Source organism: Candidatus Eisenbacteria bacterium (assembly GCA_013140805.1).
In the GTDB taxonomy this organism is placed as follows: Bacteria; Eisenbacteria; RBG-16-71-46; order RBG-16-71-46; family RBG-16-71-46; genus JABFRW01.
Genome location: JABFRW010000013.1, coordinates 1 through 18485 on the forward strand (window position 1 = coordinate 1; position 18485 = coordinate 18485).

Genomic DNA, 18485 nt, shown 5'->3' on the forward strand with positions numbered 1-18485 from the left:
CCACGAGTGAGGCGCGAGCGAGGTGCCGGTCGGAACGCCGTACGCCCGCGCCTCACTCGTGGTCAGCGCGAGCACGATGGTGGTGTCGGGGGAGGTGTAGAGGTCGAGCAGGAGTTCGCCGGGCTTGAGGACGCGCTGCTGCAGCTGGGTGGCGGTTGCGAGGCGTGCCTCGCGGGTACCCGCGCTCGGGCGCGCTCCGAGCCGCTCGGACACGGTGCGTGCCCGGAATCGCTGCACGCCGTCGAATGCGGCGCGCACCCGCGCGTCCGAGTCGAGTCCGGGTCGCGGCGTCAACAGCGCGGCGAGGTATTCGCACGTGAACCGGCCCGAGAAGTCGTCGAAGACCTGCAGCCACAGTTCGTTGTTCGTCGAACTCCGCCAGCGCTCCCACACCTGCGCGGCGCGATCGAACCACAGCCGCGCGGAGTCCGCATCGCCGAGCTGGCGATAACAACTCGCAAGCCGCGTGAGTTGCGTCAGTCGGTCCGCCCCTTGGATGCCCAGCGGGGGCTCCCGCCACGAGAGCGCGGCGTTGCGGAGCGCGGGCAGGGCCGCGCGCGGCCGCCCGAGCCGGTGTTGCAGCATCGCTCGGCTCACTTCGAGGTCGAGCAGAATCGTCGATGCGACACGCCCGCGGAGCCGCTCGACCTGGGCATCGAGCAACGCGACCGCCGAATCCGGCTGGTCGAGTCGAACCAGCGTGGCGACAAGCGGGGCGGTGATGCGGGCCGCGCCCTCACCCGAGATCGAGTCCGAGAGCGCGATCGCCCGGCGACCGAACGCGGCCGCCTCGCGCAGCCGCCCGCGTTCGCGACGAACCACCCCGAGCTCGCTCAAGATGAGCGCCCGCGGCTCGAGGCTGTTGAGCCGCATCGCGTCGGGGAGCACTTGCAGAAGGACCGAGTCGGCTTCGTCGTAGCGGCCGAGGTTCACGTACACGAGCGCGAGGTTGTAAATCGGGGTGAGCGTCGCCGAAGTCATTCCGAGCTCGCGATACGCGATCAGCGCCGTCCGGTAGTGACTCGCGGCCTTGGAGGGGTCGCCGTTCGCGTGTTCGAGCGCGCCGACGTTCGACGACACTTCGGCAACAGACATGCGATCCCGACGCGCGCTGGCACGAGCGAGCGCGTCGGCGTAGAGCTCGCGAGCTTCGTCGATCTCGCCCAGCGCTCTGACGGATCGCGCGAGCGCGATGCGCGTGAACAACTGCCCGCGCCCGTCCATGGCAAGGTCGGCGATCGCGACCGCCTGCCGGCTCAGTCGCGCCGACTCGGCATAGCGGCCGCTGCCCCGGGCGATCGAGGCGAGGCCGAGGAGCGCCCAGCTCTGCTCGGCGGGCTGGCGCGCCGAGCGCGCGTAGCCGAGCGCTCGCTCGTAGCCGCTGCGCGCCTCCGTGGCACGGCCGCGCAGCTCGGCGGCTCGCGCGAGATAGCGGGTCGCACGCGAGAGCCCGACGGCGTCGCGTGAGTGCCGCAGATCCGGAAGCACCGAGCGCACCTCGCGCTCGGCTTCGTCGATCCTTTGCGTGTTCAGATGGGCGACGGCGCGCCCCAGCATCGCGACGACCCGCAGGTCGGCACTCTCACGCTGAGAGGCGAGCACCAGCATCGAGTCGAGCAACGCGAAACCGGCCCGGGACGCGCCCACCCGCTGGAGGCTGTCGGCGGTCGCGAGCAACGGCGCATAGCGCTGCCAGCGATCCGAGGCGGCCAACGCGACGTTCGCGCCGAACAGCATGAGCGCTGCGAGCGCAAGGCCCGCGAAGGTTCGAATCACGCCCGCGCACCACAGTTCCGCGCCTCGCGACTCGATCACCAGCCGGGTGAGTCGCGCGCCTCGACACGGACCTTCGAAGCACTCGCCGCTGTCGGGGCGGTAGCGGGCCCCGTGGTGACAGCACACCAGCGCGTCGTAAGTCTCGTCGAAGAAATGCGAGTCACCGAAGTCGAGCGGCAGCGACTGATGCCGGCAGGTGTTGACGTACGCGTAGGCTTCGCCCTTCCAGCGGACGGCGAATGCATCGCGCGAAACCCCGTCGATCGTCACGGAGAATCGCACGGCCGTGCCTTCGCCGAGTCGCGAGGCGTCGGCGATCACGCGCACGGGTGTGAGGTCCTCTCGAGTCACGGGCGCACGATAGCGCGGTAGCCGCTCGCGCGCATCCGTGGCAGGATCGGCGCCATGCGCACCTCACCCCGTCCGCAGATCGCCGTGTTCGGCTCCAGTACCGCGCGCGAGTCCGACCCGGCGTATCGCGTCGCCTACGAGCTCGGACGCGAGCTGGCGACCGCGGGTGCCGATGTGATGACGGGCGGATACTCGGGAGTGATGGAAGCGTGCTCGCGCGGCGCCCACGAGGCGGGCGGACAGGTCGTGGGCGTGACCGTCGAGCTGTTCGAGAAGCGGGGCCCGGCCAATCGCTGGGTCACCGAGCGCGTGCACACGCGAACGCTGTTCGAACGCCTCGAACACCTGATCACTCGAGCCGACGGGTTCGTGGTTGCGACCGGAAGCGTCGGCACCCTGGCGGAACTCATGCTGACGTGGAATCTGCTCGCCGCCGGCGGCCGCCCACCGGCTCCGCTGGTGCTCATGGGCCGCCACTGGCACGCCTGGATCGACGCGCACCGGGAGCCGGATCTGGTGCTGGCAGAGCTCTTCCGGCACCTCATGGTGGCCGATACGCCGGCCGAGGCGGCCCGCCTCGCGTTGGGCTCCCGGGAAGTCTAGCCGCCGACTCTCAACTCCGGCCACGTTCGACCGAGGCCCTAGCCGGGCCCGGACCTCCAGGTGCTGTTCGAGTCCGAACCCGGGCTCTATCGGGTGCTGACTCCCAATCTGCGGATCGTGGCGGCGAGCGAGCCTACCTGGCCGCCACCAAGACGCGTCGGACCCAGATCATCGGCCGACAGCTGTTCGACGTACTCCCGGACAACCCGGACGACTCGTCAGCGACCGGGGTGAGCAACCTGAAGGCCTGGATGGGTCGTGCGATTCGGACGCGCGCGGCCGAGTCGATGGCGGTGCAGAAGTACGACATCCAGCGCCCGGACTCCGAGGGGGTGGCTTCGAGGAGCGCTACTGGAGCCCCATCAACGCGCCGGTGCTCGATCGATAGGGCGGCTCGAGTTCATCATTCACCGGGTCGAGGACGTCACCGAGTTCGTCGGGCTCAGCCTTCAGCCGCGACCAGGAGTTCGGACACGTGAAGGCGGACCTGAGCCAGATGGAGCAGGTCTTCATGAACCTTGCCTCAACGCCCGCGATGCGATGCCCGACGGCGGATCGCTGCGCATCGAAGTGTCGAACATTGAGCTCAAAGTCGACCAACGCCCACCCGAGCCTTCGCTGCGCTACGGGCACGACGTCGTGGTGACAGTCGCCGACACCGGAATCGGGATGAACGAGGAGGTGCGCAGTCGCATCTTCGAGCCGTTCTTCACCACGAAAGCGACCGGCAAAGGCACCGGGCTCGGGCTCTCGACCGTCTACGGCATCGTGAAGCAGACCGGAGGGCAGGTCGTGGTGCGAAGCTCGCCCGATTGCGGCTCGAGCTTTCGCCTCTATCTTCCGCGCGCCGATGGCGTCCCCAGGGCGATCGAGAGCCGTCCGGTCAAGCTCCAGCTGCCGAGGGGCGCCGGCCGGCAGTGCGGCCCTCGAGATCCTGCTTGGATTCGACGGTCCGCTCGATCTGCTGCCCAACGATGTCGTGATGCCCGGAATGAATGGCCGCGTGCTGTCGCAGCGGGTGGCGGCGATCCACCCCTCGGCTCGACTGTTGCTGATGTCCGGATTCGCAGGCGACGCGCTGCTCATGCCGGGCACGACCGGTCCGCAGCCCGAGTTCCTGCAGAAGCCATTTACACTCGCTGAGCTGGCACGCCGGGTGCGGGAGGTGCTCGATGCGGCATCGCCCGACTTCGGAGCGAGCGAGTCGCAGGCGGCCTAAACCGCCTGCGCGCCCGAGTGTGGCAGAATCACGCCATGAAACCCGCGCTCGACACCTCGACTGATCCGCTTCTGACACACCGGGAGCAGTTCCCGACCCTCGAGCACACGCTGCACTTCATCTCCCATTCGCTCGGGGCCATGCCACGAGGCGTCGAAGAGTCGCTCGCGGGCTATGCGCGCACCTGGCGAGAGCGCAGCATCCGCGCCTGGGAAGAAGAGTGGTTCGAGCTGCCGACCCGGATCGGCGATCTGCTCGCCGGGATCTTGAATGCGCCGGTCGGCAGCGTCTCGATGCACGGCAACGTGTCCGAAGCGCAGGCGCTGTTCCTCTCGGCGCTCGACTTCGCACCGCCGCGCAATCGACTGGTGTGCGGCGCCGAAGACTTTCCGTCGATGCTGTACCTGTACGAGGGGCTGGCGCGTCGCGGAGTGGAAGTGGTGCGGGTGTCGGCGCGTGAGGGCCGCCACGTGCAGGTCGAGGACCTGGTCGAGGCGATCGACGAGCGCACCGCGGTCGTGGCGATCTCCCATGTCATGTTCCGCACGGCGCAGGTGCTGGATCTGGCGCCGATCACGGCGCGAGCGCACGCCGCGGGCGCGCTGACGCTGATCGACGCGTACCAGTCGGTCGGCACCGTTCCGGTCGACGTCTCGGCACTCGGTGTGGATGCGCTGACCGGCGGCTCGGTCAAGTGGCTGTGCGGAGGACCCGGGGCCGGCTATCTGTATGTCGCCCCGCGCGTCGCCGCAGGACTGAGTCCGGCGGTCACGGGTTGGATGGCGCATGAGAATCCGTTCGACTTCGACTCGGGTCCGATGCGGCGGCACGCGGGGGCGAGGCGCTTCTGGACGGGTACCCCATCGATTCCGTCCTACCTCGCGGCGCGTCCCGGATACGAGTTGGTGGCGAGTGCGGGCGTGACGACGATTCGCGCCAAGTCGCTTCGCCAGACTGCGCGCATGATCGCGTGGGCGGACGAGTTCGGTATGCGGGTCAGCTCGCCACGCGACGCCGCCGCGCGCGGCGGGACCGTGGTGCTCGACGTACCCGGAGCTGCTCGTGCATGCGCCGCGTTGCTCGCGCGTGACGTGCTGCTCGACTTTCGACCTGGAGTGGGCTTGCGCCTCGCGCCGCACTTCTACACCCGAGACGCTGAGGTGGACCAGGTGATGCGGCAGGTGCGCGATGAGGTGCGAGGGGCCGGCTGAGGTGCATCGCCGGCCACGTCTCAGAGCCCGCGGATCGAGACGGGGCGGCTCAGGGCTGGTCGCCGCGTGGCGACCCTGAGCGCCACCCCGCCCGAACCGTCTCGGGCTGTGCCCGAAGTGTCAGTGCCAACACGTTGCTGCACAGTGAAGTACATGGCCGAGCGAATTCGCCACTCGGGCGCCCGGTCACGGCAGGCCACTTGCTCCCTTCCAGTGTGAGCCGCTGCCCGGCCGACCGGCGCGATCTGCTTCCGGGGCCTTTAGAGGCGCGGTGTCAGGGAGGACTCATGAAGAGCCGTTATGCAGTGACCTGGGCTCGCATCGACGGAACCCAGGTGCCGATCGAAGAATTGCCGCTCGAGGAGCTGCGCGATGCGCGGCTCGCGCTGATGCGTGAGGACCTCGAGGACGCGATGACGATGTCGTTGTTCGACGCGATCTCCGCGGAGCTCGCGCGCCAGACCTCGCCAAACGGCAAGCACCCTCGCGACGCGTGGCCGATGGCGGCCTGACGCGACGCAGCATTCGAGTTCGCGCCGACGCCCCGCCCCGTGCGGGGCGTTTCGCGTTGCGGACCGGGGAGTTGCCGCCGCACCCGGCCGCGTCGCGAATCCCGCTCCGCTCACGCCTCGACCTCTGGTAGATTCCGGACGGCATCGAAGTACCCGCACGCCTCACTCGTGCTCGCACGAGGCCGCGCGATGACTCGTGCGACGGCGCGTGCCCCCTCGCAACCTCTCGCATGACGGAGCCCTCACGCATGGACGCCGCCACGATGACCTCGCGCCGACCGCTGCGCACGATCCAGGAGCCAAGCGTCTACCTGGTCGGACGCCAGACGCTCGACACGGACGCGATCGACGAGTTTCTCGCCGACCACGAAGTGAGCTGGAAGACCGACACCGAAGTCGGCGCCGAGGCGCTCGCCGAGATGGCAGGGCGCGTGTGCTACATGAGCTACGGCAAGGGCCGCCGAACCAATGCGGAGTTCATCGGCCACATCGTCGAAGTCGGCCATGGTTCGGTGCTCGAGCACGGGGTGTGGAGCTTCATGATCACCGGTGTATCGCGATCGTTCACGCACGAGTTGATCCGCCATCGCCATTTCTCGTACTCGCAGCTGTCGCAGCGTTACGTCAACGAGTCGGATTCGGCGTTCGTGATCCCCGATCCGATCGCGGCCGATCCCGCGCTGAGAGCGGTGTGGAGCGAGGCCGTCGAGGCCGCGCGCATGGCCTACGACCAGCTGGTCGATGGCCTTCAGGCCAGGTTCACCGACATCCCCGACGCCACGTTGCGCCGCAAGCTCGCACGCCAGGCGGCGCGGTCGGTGCTGCCGAACGCGACCGAGACCAAGATCTTCATGACCGGCAACGCGCGCGCGCTGCGTCACTTCATCGAACTGCGCGGGAGCGAGCACGCCGACGTCGAGATTCGCAAGGTCGCAGTCGAGGTGCTCAAGCTCATGCAGGTCGAGGCGCCGAACATCTTCGCGGACTACACGCTGGTGCCGCTCGGCGACGGAACGCTGGCGACCCGCACCGAGCACCCGAAAGTCTGAGGGATCGGATGGGCGAGCCGGCGCCGTCGGCGGCGACCCTCAAGCGTTCGATCGTGCGGGTGAGCGCGAGCGGGTGCTCAACTCTCGAAGACTCGGTCGCAGTCGAGCGGCCGCTGTCGATCCGGATCGAGGGCCGGGACCTGGCGGTCACGCTGCGCACGCCGGGGCACGATCTCGAACTGGCGCTCGGATTCCTGGCGGGCGAGGGACTGATCACGAACCGCCATCAGGTGCGCTCGTCTCGAGAGACGCCCTCCGATTGCGCGGATGCACCCGACGTCATCGATCTGGCACTCGCGCCCGAGGTTCGATTCGACTGGACGCGCCTCGAACGCCACTTCTCCGCGACCGCCGCGTGCGGACTGTGCGGCCGTGCCCACCTGGATGCGCTACGGGCAGGGCTCGCGCCGCTGGCGATGACCTCGCGCTTCGCGGTTGCGCCTCTGCTGGCGCTGCCTGCGCGGTTGCGCGAGCGGCAACTGGCGTTCGCGCAGACCGGAGGCCTGCACGCGGCGGTGCTGTGCGACGAGGCGCTCGAGCCGCGCGTGGTGCGTGAAGACGTGGGGCGCCACAACGCGGTGGACAAGGTGATCGGGTGGCGACTCGATGCGGAGGATCGTAGCGAGCTGCTGTGGGTGAGCGGGCGCGCCGGTGCGGAGATCGTGCTCAAGGCCGCGCGCGCGCGGCTGGCGGTGCTGGCTGCGGTCGGGGCGCCGTCTTCGCTCGCGATCGAACTGGCCGAAGCCGCCGGGCTCACGCTGATCGGCTTCATGCGCGACGCGCGCTTCAATGTCTACTCGGGCGTCGGGAGGATCGTGTGAACCCCGAACCTCACGAGCCCGACGTATTCCAGGTGCTGGTGCAGGTCGGCGCGCTGCTGCGCGACACCGGCGATCCCGACAAGATCGTGCGCGCATTCGTGCGCGCGGCGCACCTGCTGCTCGGCGCCGATGCGACCTGCGTGGTGAGCCGCACCGGCGAGGACTTCGGCACCCGGCTGCGGGTCTCTCAACCGCTCGATGCGAACTGGGACCTGCCGCAGCTCGACGGACTGCTCGGGGAGGACGACGTGCGCGCTCCGCTCGGACTCATGACCTCGCGGATCGAGCGGCGCGGCCGCGACTGGGGCCTGCTCGCGGTGCGGCGCGACAACGACACCTTCAGCACTCAACAGCGGCACGACCTGATGCGGCTGGTGGCGGAGCTGAGCGCGCGGCTTCAGCGCGCCGACCGCGACCGGCTGTCCGAGGTGCGCGAGCGCATCGACACGAAGATCCTTCGCGACCTCGACCCCAAGGACCTCTACTACCAGGTGCTCGACGGTCTGCATCAGCTCACCCGCTACGACCACTCGGCATCGCTGTACGTGATGGACGCGAGCACTCGCCGGCTCGAACTGGTGGCCGAACAGATCGCGTGGCGCAAGAAGATGAAGAGCCCGCGCATCGGCGCGACTTCGAATCCGTCGCCGGATCTGGAGCGTCTGCTCGGGGAGGGCATGATTCATGGCGTCGATCGGCTCGACGGCGCGTGGCGCGAATGGACCAGCGACGGCGCGGCGGCGCTCGCCACCCTGCTCGATCCGATCCCGCACGGCCCCGAGGCCGCCGATGCTCCGACCATGGGTGCCATGCTGATCGCAGTGCTCGGTTCGCGTGCCGACGGGGTGGGCGTGCTGCAACTCGGCGCCCGGCGGCCCGGCTGGTTCGGTGCTCACGAGCTCGAGATCGTGAGGCGGTTCGTGCCCGCGATGTCGGTCGCCCTGCAACGCGCCCGCGCCACCGAGAGCATTCGGCGCAAGGTGGTGGATGTCGAACGGCGCGCGGTGTTCGCGCACCTGGCGCGCGGCGTGGCGCACGACGTCAACAACGCGCTCGGCGCGGTGGTGCCGCTGGTGCAGCAGATTCACGCGGATCTCGATGACGGCCGGCTCGACCCGGTGACGCTGCGCACCGATCTCGAACAGATCGAGCGCTCGCTCGAGGTCTGTCAGCGGATCTTCACCGGCATGCTTCGCTCGGCGCGCGGGGCCTCGACCCACACCGGGAGCTGCGACGTTCGGCGCGCGATTCGAAATGCCTGCGATCTGCTCGACGGGCCGTTGAGGCGCGCGGGAGTGGTGCTGGTGCTCGAGGTCGAGGAGACGATCCCCGACGTGCGCGGTGCGCTCGGCGAGATGGAGCAGCTGGTCCTGAACCTCGCCACCAACGCGCTCGAGGCGATGCCGCGCGGCGGTCGCCTGACGATCGCGACGCGTCGCGAGTCCGACGGCGTGCGGCTCGACGTGGTCGACACCGGTCGCGGGATTCCGGCGGAGCTGCTCGCCGAGGTCGATCAGCCGTTCGTGACCACGAAGGAGAACGGCACCGGGCTCGGACTTCCGACCTGCCGTTCGATCGTGTCGGGCGTCGGGGGGGAGCTCTCGATCGAGAGCGAAGTGGGCAAGGGCACGCGCGTGATCGTTCGGCTGGCACCCGCCAGCGCCGCGGTCGAGGCCTAGGCGTGGCGCGCCCCCGCATTCTGGTCGTTGATGACGACGCCGCGCACCGCCGCGCCGTCGAGCGCGTGCTCGAGGCGTCGAACGACCTCGAGGCGGTGGCGGGTGCCGCGGGTGCTCTGGCCGCGTGCGAGCGCGAGCGCTTCGATCTGGCGATTCTCGACATTCGCATGCCGGGCATGGACGGTTTCACGTTGATGGGAGAGCTCAAGACCGCCGACCCCGATCTCGATGTGATCCTGATGACGGGCAGCGCCTCCGACATCGACGCACGGCTCGCCCGCGCGGTGCGCGAACGCGCGTTCTACTTCATTCAGAAACCGTTTCACCGCGACGTGCTGCTCGCGCTGGTGGCACGGTGCCTCGAGATCCGGCGCCTCAACCGAGAGCGCGCGGCGCACGCCTCGCGGCTCGCCGCCGAGCTCGAAGCGGCGCGCCGCTTTCAGGCCAGCATGCTGCCGGCGGCCACACTCGAGCGCGATCGCTATGAACTCGCCGCGCTGTACGAGCCGTCACTCGAGCTGGGCGGTGACTTCTTCGACTACGCCGAACTGGGCGGCAGCGTGCTCGCACTGCTGGTCAGCGACGTCGCGGGTAAGGGAGCCGCGGCGGCGATGCTGACCGGCATGGTGAAGCAGGCGTTCCACGCCGCGGCCCCCGATCGCTATGCGCCGGCCACCGCCATGCAACGCGTCTTCGAGGCGGTGAAGCTGTTCCCCGACGATCGCTTCCTCACCGCGTTCTGCGCCCGCATCGATGCGCAGGCCGGGCTGATCGAGTACATCTGCACCGCCGGCCACCCGCCACCGCTGCTCAAGCGTCGCAGCGGGGAGCTGGAGCCGCTCGTGGTTTCGAGCGATGTGCTGCATCCCGCGTTCGACATGATCCACTTCGAGCAGAAGATCCTCGAGGTGCAGGCCGGCGACGTTCTGATGGCGTTCACCGACGGACTCATGGAAGCACGACGCTCGGAGACCGAAGAGTGGTACGACTTCGAGGGGATCGAGCGCTCGTTCGCGAAGCTCCCGATCGAGCGCGCGCCACAAGTCGTGACGCACCTGCGCGAGGCGCTGCGTGAGTTCCAGGCCGGCCGCCCGCCCGAGGACGACCTGACGATCGTCGCGGTGGGGCTCAAGTAGCGGGGTTCCCGGGGGTTCCACGCGGCGAATCGTCTCGAGTCGACGCTGGACCCGATCGCGGGTGGGGGCTACGCTTCGAGCCACGCTTCGCTGGGCGCGGCGGTTCGATGCTCGAGTCAACCGGTGTCCCCCGTCAGGACGGATCGATCGTGATGTGGCACCCGCTTCGAGTGGGTCGCGCTGCGAGTCGCGCGATGATTTCGGCGATCTTGATGGTTCACCTCGCGATCGTCGCTGCCGTGTCGCCACCACGCGCCGTGGCGCGGCCGCGAGCCGCCGCGGCCCATGAGACCTCGCCCGCGTTTCGGCTCGCGGTCGAGCGTTTGCAACGACACCGCGCGGAGGTCGTGAGTCGCGCGAGTTTGCGCTCGCGCGCGGACGGACTCGCTTCCTCACCGGAAGCAGCGCCGCCTCGCGCCGGGCTGGGCGAGCCTCTCTACATCCCCGGCAGCCCGACCGACGACGTGCGCTGGTCCGGAGAATTCGCCGACGTCGACCTCGACGGGCCGATTCGCGATCTCGCGAGTTACCGTGGGGGGCTCGCGGCGAGCGGGTACTTTCGAATCGCGGGTGGCGTTCGCTGCAATGGGTTGGCATTTTGGGACGGCACGACCTGGTCGAGATTCGGTGTCGGCGCGATTCCGTATCCCGGCGCACTCGCGACAGTCGGTGACGATCTGTACGTCGGGGCCGCTGACGACACCACCGGCGGGATCCTGATTGCCAGATGGAACGGCGCGGCGTGGACCGATCGGTCCGAGAACCTCGCCGGCGCTTATGTATCGACACTGTTCGGGTGGAACGGCGCCGTGTACGCCGGCGGCGTCTTCGAACTCCAGAACGGCACCCGCGCGAATCTGATTCGCAATGCCGGTGCCGGCTGGGAGACGATCGCCGGTGCTCCCGAAGGCTTCGTCTGGGACTTCGAGAGTGACGGCGCGACCCTGCTGGTGGCAGGACAGTTGGGGGCATCCGCAGAGTTCGACGTGCCGATCCTGATGCGCTGGAACACTGTGGGGTGGGACACGCTCGGCCGTGCCGATGGCGACCGCTTCGCGCCGCTCGCGACCACGGTGGCGAAGCTCGGCTCCGACACCTGGGTGGGAGGGCTGTTCAAGTCCGTCGATGGGGTGGCGTGCGATGGCCTCGCGTACCGGACCGCCGCGCAGTGGCACGGCCTGGTGCCCGAGTTCGGTGCTCTGATCTTCGCGATCGTGCCGGATGCGGGCGGGATCGCGATTGCTGGCGGGCTCTCGCAATCGGTGTTGTTGTGGAACGGCTCGCAGTTCGTGAGCTACGGCCCGGGACTTTACGGGAGCGCGGCGACGCTTGCGTCGATGAATGGCAGACTGAGCGTCGGCGGCAGCTTTACCGTCGACGGTCAGGGAACCCCAGTTCGATTCAGCGCGCAGTGGGATGGCGCCCACTGGTCGGAACTGCGTCCCGCCCCACGGTCTGGCGCGAGCGGGCTCACCGGCACGTCGAATGTTCGCGCGCTGCTCGCGTTTGACGGGCGGCTGGTTGCCGCCGGAGCGCTCATGACCGGCGGACCGCTCCTCGAGGACCTCCATCGTCCACTGGCGCTGCAGTGGGACGGCACCCGATGGAGTCCGCTCGGAACCGTCGAGATCAACGGTGCGACGGAGGTGCTGGGCATCTATCGCGGCGAGCTGATCGCGGGGGGGCTCATGGGCCTCTACACCAATCCACCGTGGACCGGGGCCGTCACCCGCTGGGATGGCGAGGCGTGGCTCCCGATCGCGAACGGTCCGGACCGACGCGTGTTCGCACTGCTCGAGCACGGGAGCGACCTGATCGTGGGCGGCGACTTTGGCAACGTGAATCATCTCCTGGCCAGCGGGGTCGCGAAATGGAATGGGCAATCGTGGACTCCGATGAACGCTCGCATCAGCATCGGACCGGCACCCGAGATCCGAGCGCTCGCGAGTTACGGCGATCGGGTGATCGCGGCCGGTGACTTCGGCGACTTCGACGGCGCTCCGCTCGCGAACATCGCGAGCTGGAACGGCAGCGCGTGGTCGCCGCTCGGAGCCGGCCTCGACGGCACGGTGCTGGCGCTCGAAGTACACGGGAACGATCTCTACGCCGCGGGAATGTTCCTTCACGCCGGCGGTCTCGATTCCCCCGGCATCGCGAGGTGGGACGGCCAGGAGTGGCATGCGGTTCCGGGAGCCCCGAGCCCCTCGGTTTCGGATCTGCGGTGGAGTGACGGTGCGCTCTACGCGACAGGAATGTGGTTCATCGACGGTCAGGCGACCGATCAGATCGCTCGATTCGACGGTCAGTCCTGGCGCGGTCTCGGCACCGGCATCCTCCCCGACGACTACTACGTGTCGCCGCAGGTTTCCACGCTGGCCGAATACGACGGCGATCTGTTCGTCGGTGGCTACTTCATGATCGCGGGCGGCAAGAGCTCGAAGCGGATCGCACGCTGGGACCTCGGAGGTGCACCCGGGGTCGCGCCGGGTCAGGTCGCGTGGCGTTCGAGCCGGCCCAACCCGTTCGCCGATCGCGTGGTGCTGCGATTCGAAGTCGCGAGTCCGACGCGCGGCAGCCTTCGCATCTTCGATCTGCGAGGTCGCGAAGTCGCGCGTCCGCGCGACGGCGAGTGGCCCGCCGGCCTCGCCGCGGTGGCGTGGGACGGCCGTGATCGCGACGGACGGAGCCTGCCGTCGGGGCTCTACTTCGCGCGGCTCAAGCTCGCGAACGGGAGCGAATCGAGCACCCGGCTGGTGCTCACCCGTTGACCGTGCGCGGCCTCGCGCCGCGCCCGGTGTTACCTAGTGACCGCCGCTCTTGCGTGGCCGCGCGTTCCACAGCGTGAGCATCAGGATGCCGCCGATCGCCGAGAAGCCCATCATGCTCGGTCCCCACACGCTCCAGCCGTAGTGGTCGAGCAGCCAGCCCATCCCGACACCCATCACCGAGCCACCCACGTACTGCATGCCGTCGAACAATCCGGCGGCGGTGGCGGCGGCGCGCTTGCCGCCGAAGTCCATCGAGGCGGTGCCGGAGAGCATCGAGTGCACCATCGAGATCGCCAGTGAGTTGAGCATGAAGGCGATCACCACCGCGTTGACGCCGGGTGCTTTCCACACCACGAACAGGCACACCACCTGGATCGCGTAGCCGATGAACGCGACCGGCGCGCGGCGATGGCCGAACACCTTGTCGGAGGCGTAGCCCGCGATGAACGCGCCCGCGATGCCGGCGCCGACGATCGCCAGCGCGTTGCGCTGGAAAATCGGATTCGAAAGCTCGAGGTGCTGCACTTCCTGCATGTAGCGCGGGAACCACTCCTCGAAGCCCTTGCGCACCAGTCCGGTGCAGAACTCCGCGATCGCGATCGTGATCGCGATCGGATTGGTGAACACCTTGCGCGCGACATAGCTGAATGTAATCGCCTCGGTGTCGCCGCTGCTCGCATCCTCGGGATCGAACTCCCCGAGCCCCGCGTCTTTGGGCGAATCCTGCACCACGCGCCAGGTGACGAACCACATGACCGCGACCACCACCGACGGAATGAAGAACTTCCACTGCCAGGGCAGCAGCGCGATCATCGGCAAGCCGAGCAACAGGAACACCAGGAAGCGGCCGCTCTGGATCATCGAGCCGAAGATCGCCGAGAACACGCCGCGCTCGCTGACGTGGAACCAGCCCGAGTTCACCTTGATGAGAGCCAGCGCGCTGTAACTCTGGAAGTACATGTTGAGCGCCCACACCGCCGAGAAGTAGGCGAGCATCACGGCGGGGGTGCCGACCACGCCGAGATAGGCGCCGAAGCCGAACACCAGATTGAAGAAGAACGCACCGCCGGCGCCGATCAGCATCGCCTTGCGCCCACCCAGCCGGTCCGCGATCGGCCCGTTGAAGATCGCGGAGAGGCCGTAGATCAGCGTGCTGATCGTGATGATCGTGCCGACCTGCGTCTTCGAGAATCCATAGGCGTCCGACAGCGCCTTGTTGGCGAGCGGAAAGTTGTAGCGCGCCATGTACATCGCGGCGTAAGTGAAGCCGAGCGCGAGCCAGTTCTGGGTGCGACGCTGCGAGAACTGGGGCGAGTGTTTCAGGGGCGCGGTCGCAGCCATGGCAGGGTCCTCATGGAGTGGAGCAGTGAGGGCTCGAGTCGACGACGAGGCTTGTAACCCGCGCCGCCGGGCCGGTCAAGCGCGCCCCGACCGGCGGGGCGGGTGCTCCTAGCGGGCGCCGAGGCGCTCGCGCAGCGGACGGGCGCGGGTGCGACTCACCGGAACCTCGGTGCGGGCGGTATCCCGGAGCGTCAGGCGCCAGGTACCCGCGAACGCCGGGCGCAGCTCGAGCGCGTGATCCAGGTTGACGATCGCGCCGCGGTGAACGCGCAGGAAGCGGCGCGCATCGAGGCGGGCTTCGAGCTGGTCGAGCGTGAAGTTGATCCAGAATCGATCGCCCTCGATCGCCACGAACACCAGCTTGTCCTCGGCGCCGAACCACAGAATCTCCTCGGCTCGCAGGATGCGCTGGCGCACGCCGACCCGGACGGTCAGTCGCTCGAGCGGCGCCAGCTCGGAGGTCGCGGCGGTCGTCGTTGGCGTCGCCGAGGTGCGCGTGTGCGAACGCTCCGCGGCCAGCGCGTCGAGCAGCTCGCGCATGCGCGCGTCGAGCGACTCGGGACCCGCCCGTGCGGCGCGCACGCGATCGAGCGCTTCGGCGAGCCGCTCGGCACGAAACGGCTTGAGCAGATAGTCGATCGCGCGCTCTTCGAATGCCTGCACCGCGTAGTGGTCGAACGCGGTTGCGAAGATCACCGCCGGCCGCTCGGCCAGTGTGCGCAGAAGCTCGAAGCCGTCCTCGCCCGGCATCTGGATGTCGAGCAGCAGCAGGTCCGGGGTGAGTGCGGCGATGCGTTCGCGCGCTTCCGCGGCCGAGCCGGCCTCGCCCACGATTTCGAGGTCGGGCAGCGCCTCGAGCAGCCGCCGCGCGCGGGCGCGCGCAGGGGCTTCGTCGTCGACGATCAGGACGCGCAGGATTCGAGGCATGGAAGCGAGCACCCCAGAGTCCGAAACACCGCCATGGCGTGCGGCTACCAGGTCAGCGAGAAGCCGGCCACCAGCAGCCGGCGGCTGAAGTACGAATCGCGCTCATAGCGTCGCGAATAGTCGCTGTTGTACACGTACTCGAGGGTGTTGTCGATTGCGAGCACGTTCAACCCCTCGACGTACACCACGCACGGCCCGCTCTGCGGCAGCGCCGCCCAGGCCGGCATCGAGAACAGTCGCGAGTAGCGAACGTCGAGCCGGTGATAGTCGGGCATGTTCGCGGATTGGCGCGCCCCCTCGACCGGGTGCCACACCTCGCGGCCCGGGTCGTAGAACCGTCCGACTACCGGCGTGTAGGGCCGCCCGCTCGAGGCGCTGTATCGGAACCCGAGCGTGGTCGCGGAGTTGAGGTGATACTGGCCGACCAGTGTGATCGAGTGGGCGACTCCGTAGGGCGACGGCACTCGTTCACCTGCATCGCCCTCGCGGCGGCGGCTGTCGAGATAGCCGTACGAGACCCAGCCGGACAGCCAGCGATAGGTGCCCTGGAGGAACACGTCGACGCCGCGTGCAAACCCGTGGCCGTCGTTCGCGAAGAAGCGGGTGGAATCCGTCGTCAGGAGCCCGCGATAGTCCTTGCGATAACCCTCGACGCGCAGATTGCCGAACTCTGACTTCCACTCGTAGCCGGCGATCACGTGGTCGGCGCGCAGTGGCTCGAGGTCGGGATTGCCGTACACCGGATCGAGCGTGCGTGGATCGGCGAGCTGGTGGTAGCGGCCCGCCGCCACGCGCGCGGTCTGGTGGTCGTCGATGCGCCACGCGACAGCACCGCGCGGATCCGCGGTCCATACGCCGGGCTCCGAGGCATAGTCGAAACGACCGCCGAGCGTGGCGTAGACCGGGCCCCATACCCGCACCTTGTCTTCGAGGTAGAGGCCGGGATTCATGAGCGTGACGTCGGTGTCGTGCTGCCGCGAAGGAGCGCCGCTGACGATGTCGGTGCTGTCGGCCGCGAACGAACCGCGGATCTCGGTCGCGGGCCGGCGCAGATTGGCGCCGAACGAGACTTCGTGTCGGGGACTCGCCGACCACACGGCGTCGAGGTTCGCCTGCCCGTTGCGTTCGGTGGTCGAGGCGCCGAGTGTTCCAAAGCTCCAGCGCGAGCGGTAGTACTGCCCCGACATCTGGCCACGCAGCGCGAGCTGCTTGCCGATCAGCGCGCTGCCGTTGAGCGCCACGGTGTGATTGCGCGCGTGCTCGACGTAGAGCTCGCGCGCGTTGAGCGCCTCGGCATGGAGTGCCACGTCGTCTCCGGAATCGAGGTACGAGAGTGACAGCCGGCTCGCAGCGCTCGGGCGCCACAGCAATCGGGAGAACAGATTCGCGCTCGAGGGCGCGGCCTCGTACTCGCTGACGCTGCCGTAGAGCCGGAACAGCAGTTCCGGGAAGGAGCGACTCACGCTGCCGATCAACGACAGCTTGCCGGGCACCAGGGCCCACGAGGACGAAGCGCTCATGCCCGCGAGATTGGCGCCCAGCGAGACCGTGCGCAGATCGAGCGGGTCCTGGGTCTCCACGTCGAGAACGCCCGACAGCGCCCCGCCGTATTTCGAGCTGAATCCACCGCTCGAGAAGAACGCGCTCTTGATCATGTAGCTGTCGATGGTCGAGAACAGCCCGCCCGAGGCCCCCTCGTAGTGGTAGGGGTGACCCAGCTCGCCGGAGTCCACGCGGATCAGCGTCTCGCTGGGGTCGCCGCCGCGCACGTAGACCGCGGCGCCTTCGTTGGGCGCGTTGATGCCCGGCAACGCGCGCAAGGCCTGGAACACGTCCGCGGCACCACCCGGTGTGGTCAACACGTCGATGCGGCGCAGCACCGCGCCTTCGCTCTTGCCGGCTTTGCCGAACGACGAGGCGGCGACGGTGACCTCGGCGACCGGCACCGGCTCCTCGGCGAGAACCACTCTCAGATCGGCAGTCCCGACCGACGCCGCGACATTCAGGCGCACGCGCTGGTAACCGATCTGCGAGACCTCGAGCACTTGCGGGCCATCAGGCAGCTCGAGCGTGAAGCGTCCCTCGGTGTCGGTGACCGCGCCGCGCTTGAGTGCCGGAACCTGGACGTTCGCGAATTCGATCGCGCGTCCGGCGCGGTCGACCACGCGGCCGCGCAGGGTCGCCGCACTCGCGACACCGGGAGCGATGAACAGGCACGCGACCAGCAATAGCCGCCGCGACAAGTCCAAGGCGTGCGGGCTCACGACGTCCGACCTCCGCGCTTGCCGCCCGCCGAGCCCTTCGCCGTGCTCGACTTGCGCGTTTCGTCGAGCAGCTTGCGCGCCCAGCCCATCTCGGGGTTGACGACCAGCGCGCGCTCGTAGAAGGCGATCGCCCGCGCCGGATCGTCGAGCTTGCGCGCCGCGTTGCCGGCCCAGACGTGTGCGTCGTCACGTCCCCAGTCGGCGGTGCGCGCGTCGGTCGCCGACGCGGCTTCGAACGCCGCGATCGCCTGCTCCAGGATCGGCAGTGCCTTCTTGGCGCCGCCGCCGATGAACGCCGGCCGATGGAGCGTCATCATGCCGCGCAGCAGCAGCACGCGTGGATTGGCGGGCGCAAGCGTCTCGGCGCGCTCCTCGAGCCGCGCCATCTCGGGTCCCAGCGTCATGCCGAGCGCCATGCCGCCGAACTGGATCTTGAAGCCGAGCAATGCGGACTTGAGCGCATGGTTCTCGGCGAAGCCGGGTTCTTTCTCGATCGCACGATCGACCTCGACGAGCGCGGACTCGAGCAAGTCCTCCGAGACCCGGCGTTGCTTGTCGTCTCGCATGAAGCCGATCGCGCGCCATGCCGAGAGCGCGCTCCAGTACGAGAGCCGCGCGTCTTCGGGGGTCGCGGCCGCCAGCGATTGAAAGTCCTGCCTCACCGCGAGGACCTGATCGGTACGTGCCGCATTGACCGCGGCCTGAAGGCGGCCGCGTAGCGTCGCCAGCGAGTCCGCGCTCGCGGCCCTCGCGGGAGTCACAGGGCTCAGGAGGGCGAGCAGCGCAAGCGCACCCGCAGTGACGATTGAAACGTGACGAGTCGACATG

The 18485-nt window shown here is 68.8% G+C and carries 15 protein-coding genes; 9 read left to right on the forward strand and 6 right to left on the reverse strand.

The window, feature by feature from the left end; all coding sequences use genetic code 11:
• Positions 1-2103, reverse strand: a 2103-nt coding sequence (locus tag HOP12_01220; protein ID NOT32767.1) for a tetratricopeptide repeat protein, incomplete at its 3' end; no start/stop codon positions are given.
• A 78-nt stretch (positions 2104-2181) separates the two neighbouring features.
• Here HOP12_01220 and HOP12_01225 point away from each other — a divergent pair.
• Entirely contained in the window at positions 2182-2730 is a 549-nt protein-coding gene (locus HOP12_01225; protein ID NOT32768.1) for an LOG family protein, read from the forward strand.
• Positions 2731-3078: 348 nt separating this feature from the next.
• Here HOP12_01225 and HOP12_01230 read toward each other — a convergent pair whose 3' ends face one another.
• On the reverse strand, positions 3079-3243 hold the full coding sequence (locus HOP12_01230) for a hypothetical protein (protein ID NOT32769.1): 165 nt from the start codon (positions 3241-3243) through the stop codon (positions 3079-3081).
• Between the two features lie 27 nt (positions 3244-3270).
• Between HOP12_01230 and HOP12_01235 the strand changes: the two genes are divergently transcribed.
• The 8 genes from HOP12_01235 (at position 3271) to HOP12_01270 (ending at position 13125) form a co-directional block, all read left to right on the forward strand.
• Positions 3271-3873, forward strand: a complete 603-nt coding sequence (locus tag HOP12_01235) for a hypothetical protein (GenBank protein ID NOT32770.1) — start codon at positions 3271-3273, stop codon at positions 3871-3873.
• 111 nt (positions 3874-3984) lie between these two features.
• Complete coding sequence (locus HOP12_01240; GenBank protein NOT32771.1) at positions 3985-5160, forward strand: aminotransferase class V-fold PLP-dependent enzyme; 1176 nt, start codon at positions 3985-3987, stop codon at positions 5158-5160.
• 287 nt (positions 5161-5447) lie between these two features.
• Entirely contained in the window at positions 5448-5672 is a 225-nt protein-coding gene (locus HOP12_01245) for a hypothetical protein (GenBank protein NOT32772.1), read from the forward strand.
• A gap of 263 nt (positions 5673-5935) precedes the next feature.
• Complete coding sequence (thyX, locus tag HOP12_01250) at positions 5936-6721, forward strand: FAD-dependent thymidylate synthase (GenBank protein ID NOT32773.1); 786 nt, start codon at positions 5936-5938, stop codon at positions 6719-6721.
• An 8-nt stretch (positions 6722-6729) separates the two neighbouring features.
• Positions 6730-7542, forward strand: a complete 813-nt coding sequence (gene fdhD / locus HOP12_01255; GenBank protein NOT32774.1) for a formate dehydrogenase accessory sulfurtransferase FdhD — start codon at positions 6730-6732, stop codon at positions 7540-7542.
• Positions 7539-9221, forward strand: a complete 1683-nt coding sequence (locus HOP12_01260) for a hypothetical protein (protein ID NOT32775.1) — start codon at positions 7539-7541, stop codon at positions 9219-9221. Before fdhD ends, HOP12_01260 begins: the two co-directional genes overlap by 4 nt.
• A gap of 2 nt (positions 9222-9223) precedes the next feature.
• A complete protein-coding gene (locus HOP12_01265; protein ID NOT32776.1) occupies positions 9224-10357 on the forward strand; it encodes a SpoIIE family protein phosphatase in 1134 nt (377 codons plus the stop codon).
• A 194-nt stretch (positions 10358-10551) separates the two neighbouring features.
• Positions 10552-13125 (forward strand): T9SS type A sorting domain-containing protein, encoded by a 2574-nt coding sequence (locus tag HOP12_01270; protein NOT32777.1) that lies wholly within the window; start codon positions 10552-10554, stop codon positions 13123-13125.
• A 33-nt stretch (positions 13126-13158) separates the two neighbouring features.
• Here HOP12_01270 and HOP12_01275 read toward each other — a convergent pair whose 3' ends face one another.
• From HOP12_01275 to HOP12_01290, 4 genes are all read right to left on the reverse strand, one after another.
• Positions 13159-14466: an MFS transporter gene (locus tag HOP12_01275; protein NOT32778.1), complete on the reverse strand. Its 1308-nt coding sequence runs from the start codon at positions 14464-14466 to the stop codon at positions 13159-13161.
• A gap of 108 nt (positions 14467-14574) precedes the next feature.
• The gene (locus HOP12_01280; GenBank protein ID NOT32779.1) at positions 14575-15393 is read right to left on the reverse strand and encodes a response regulator transcription factor; all 819 of its coding nucleotides are present in this window, start codon (positions 15391-15393) and stop codon (positions 14575-14577) included.
• A 44-nt stretch (positions 15394-15437) separates the two neighbouring features.
• Positions 15438-17657, reverse strand: a complete 2220-nt coding sequence (locus HOP12_01285) for a TonB-dependent receptor (GenBank protein ID NOT32780.1) — start codon at positions 17655-17657, stop codon at positions 15438-15440.
• Complete coding sequence (locus tag HOP12_01290; GenBank protein ID NOT32781.1) at positions 17654-18484, reverse strand: hypothetical protein; 831 nt, start codon at positions 18482-18484, stop codon at positions 17654-17656. The genes HOP12_01285 and HOP12_01290 overlap by 4 nt, the downstream gene beginning before the upstream one ends.
• Position 18485: the final 1 nt, after the last annotated feature.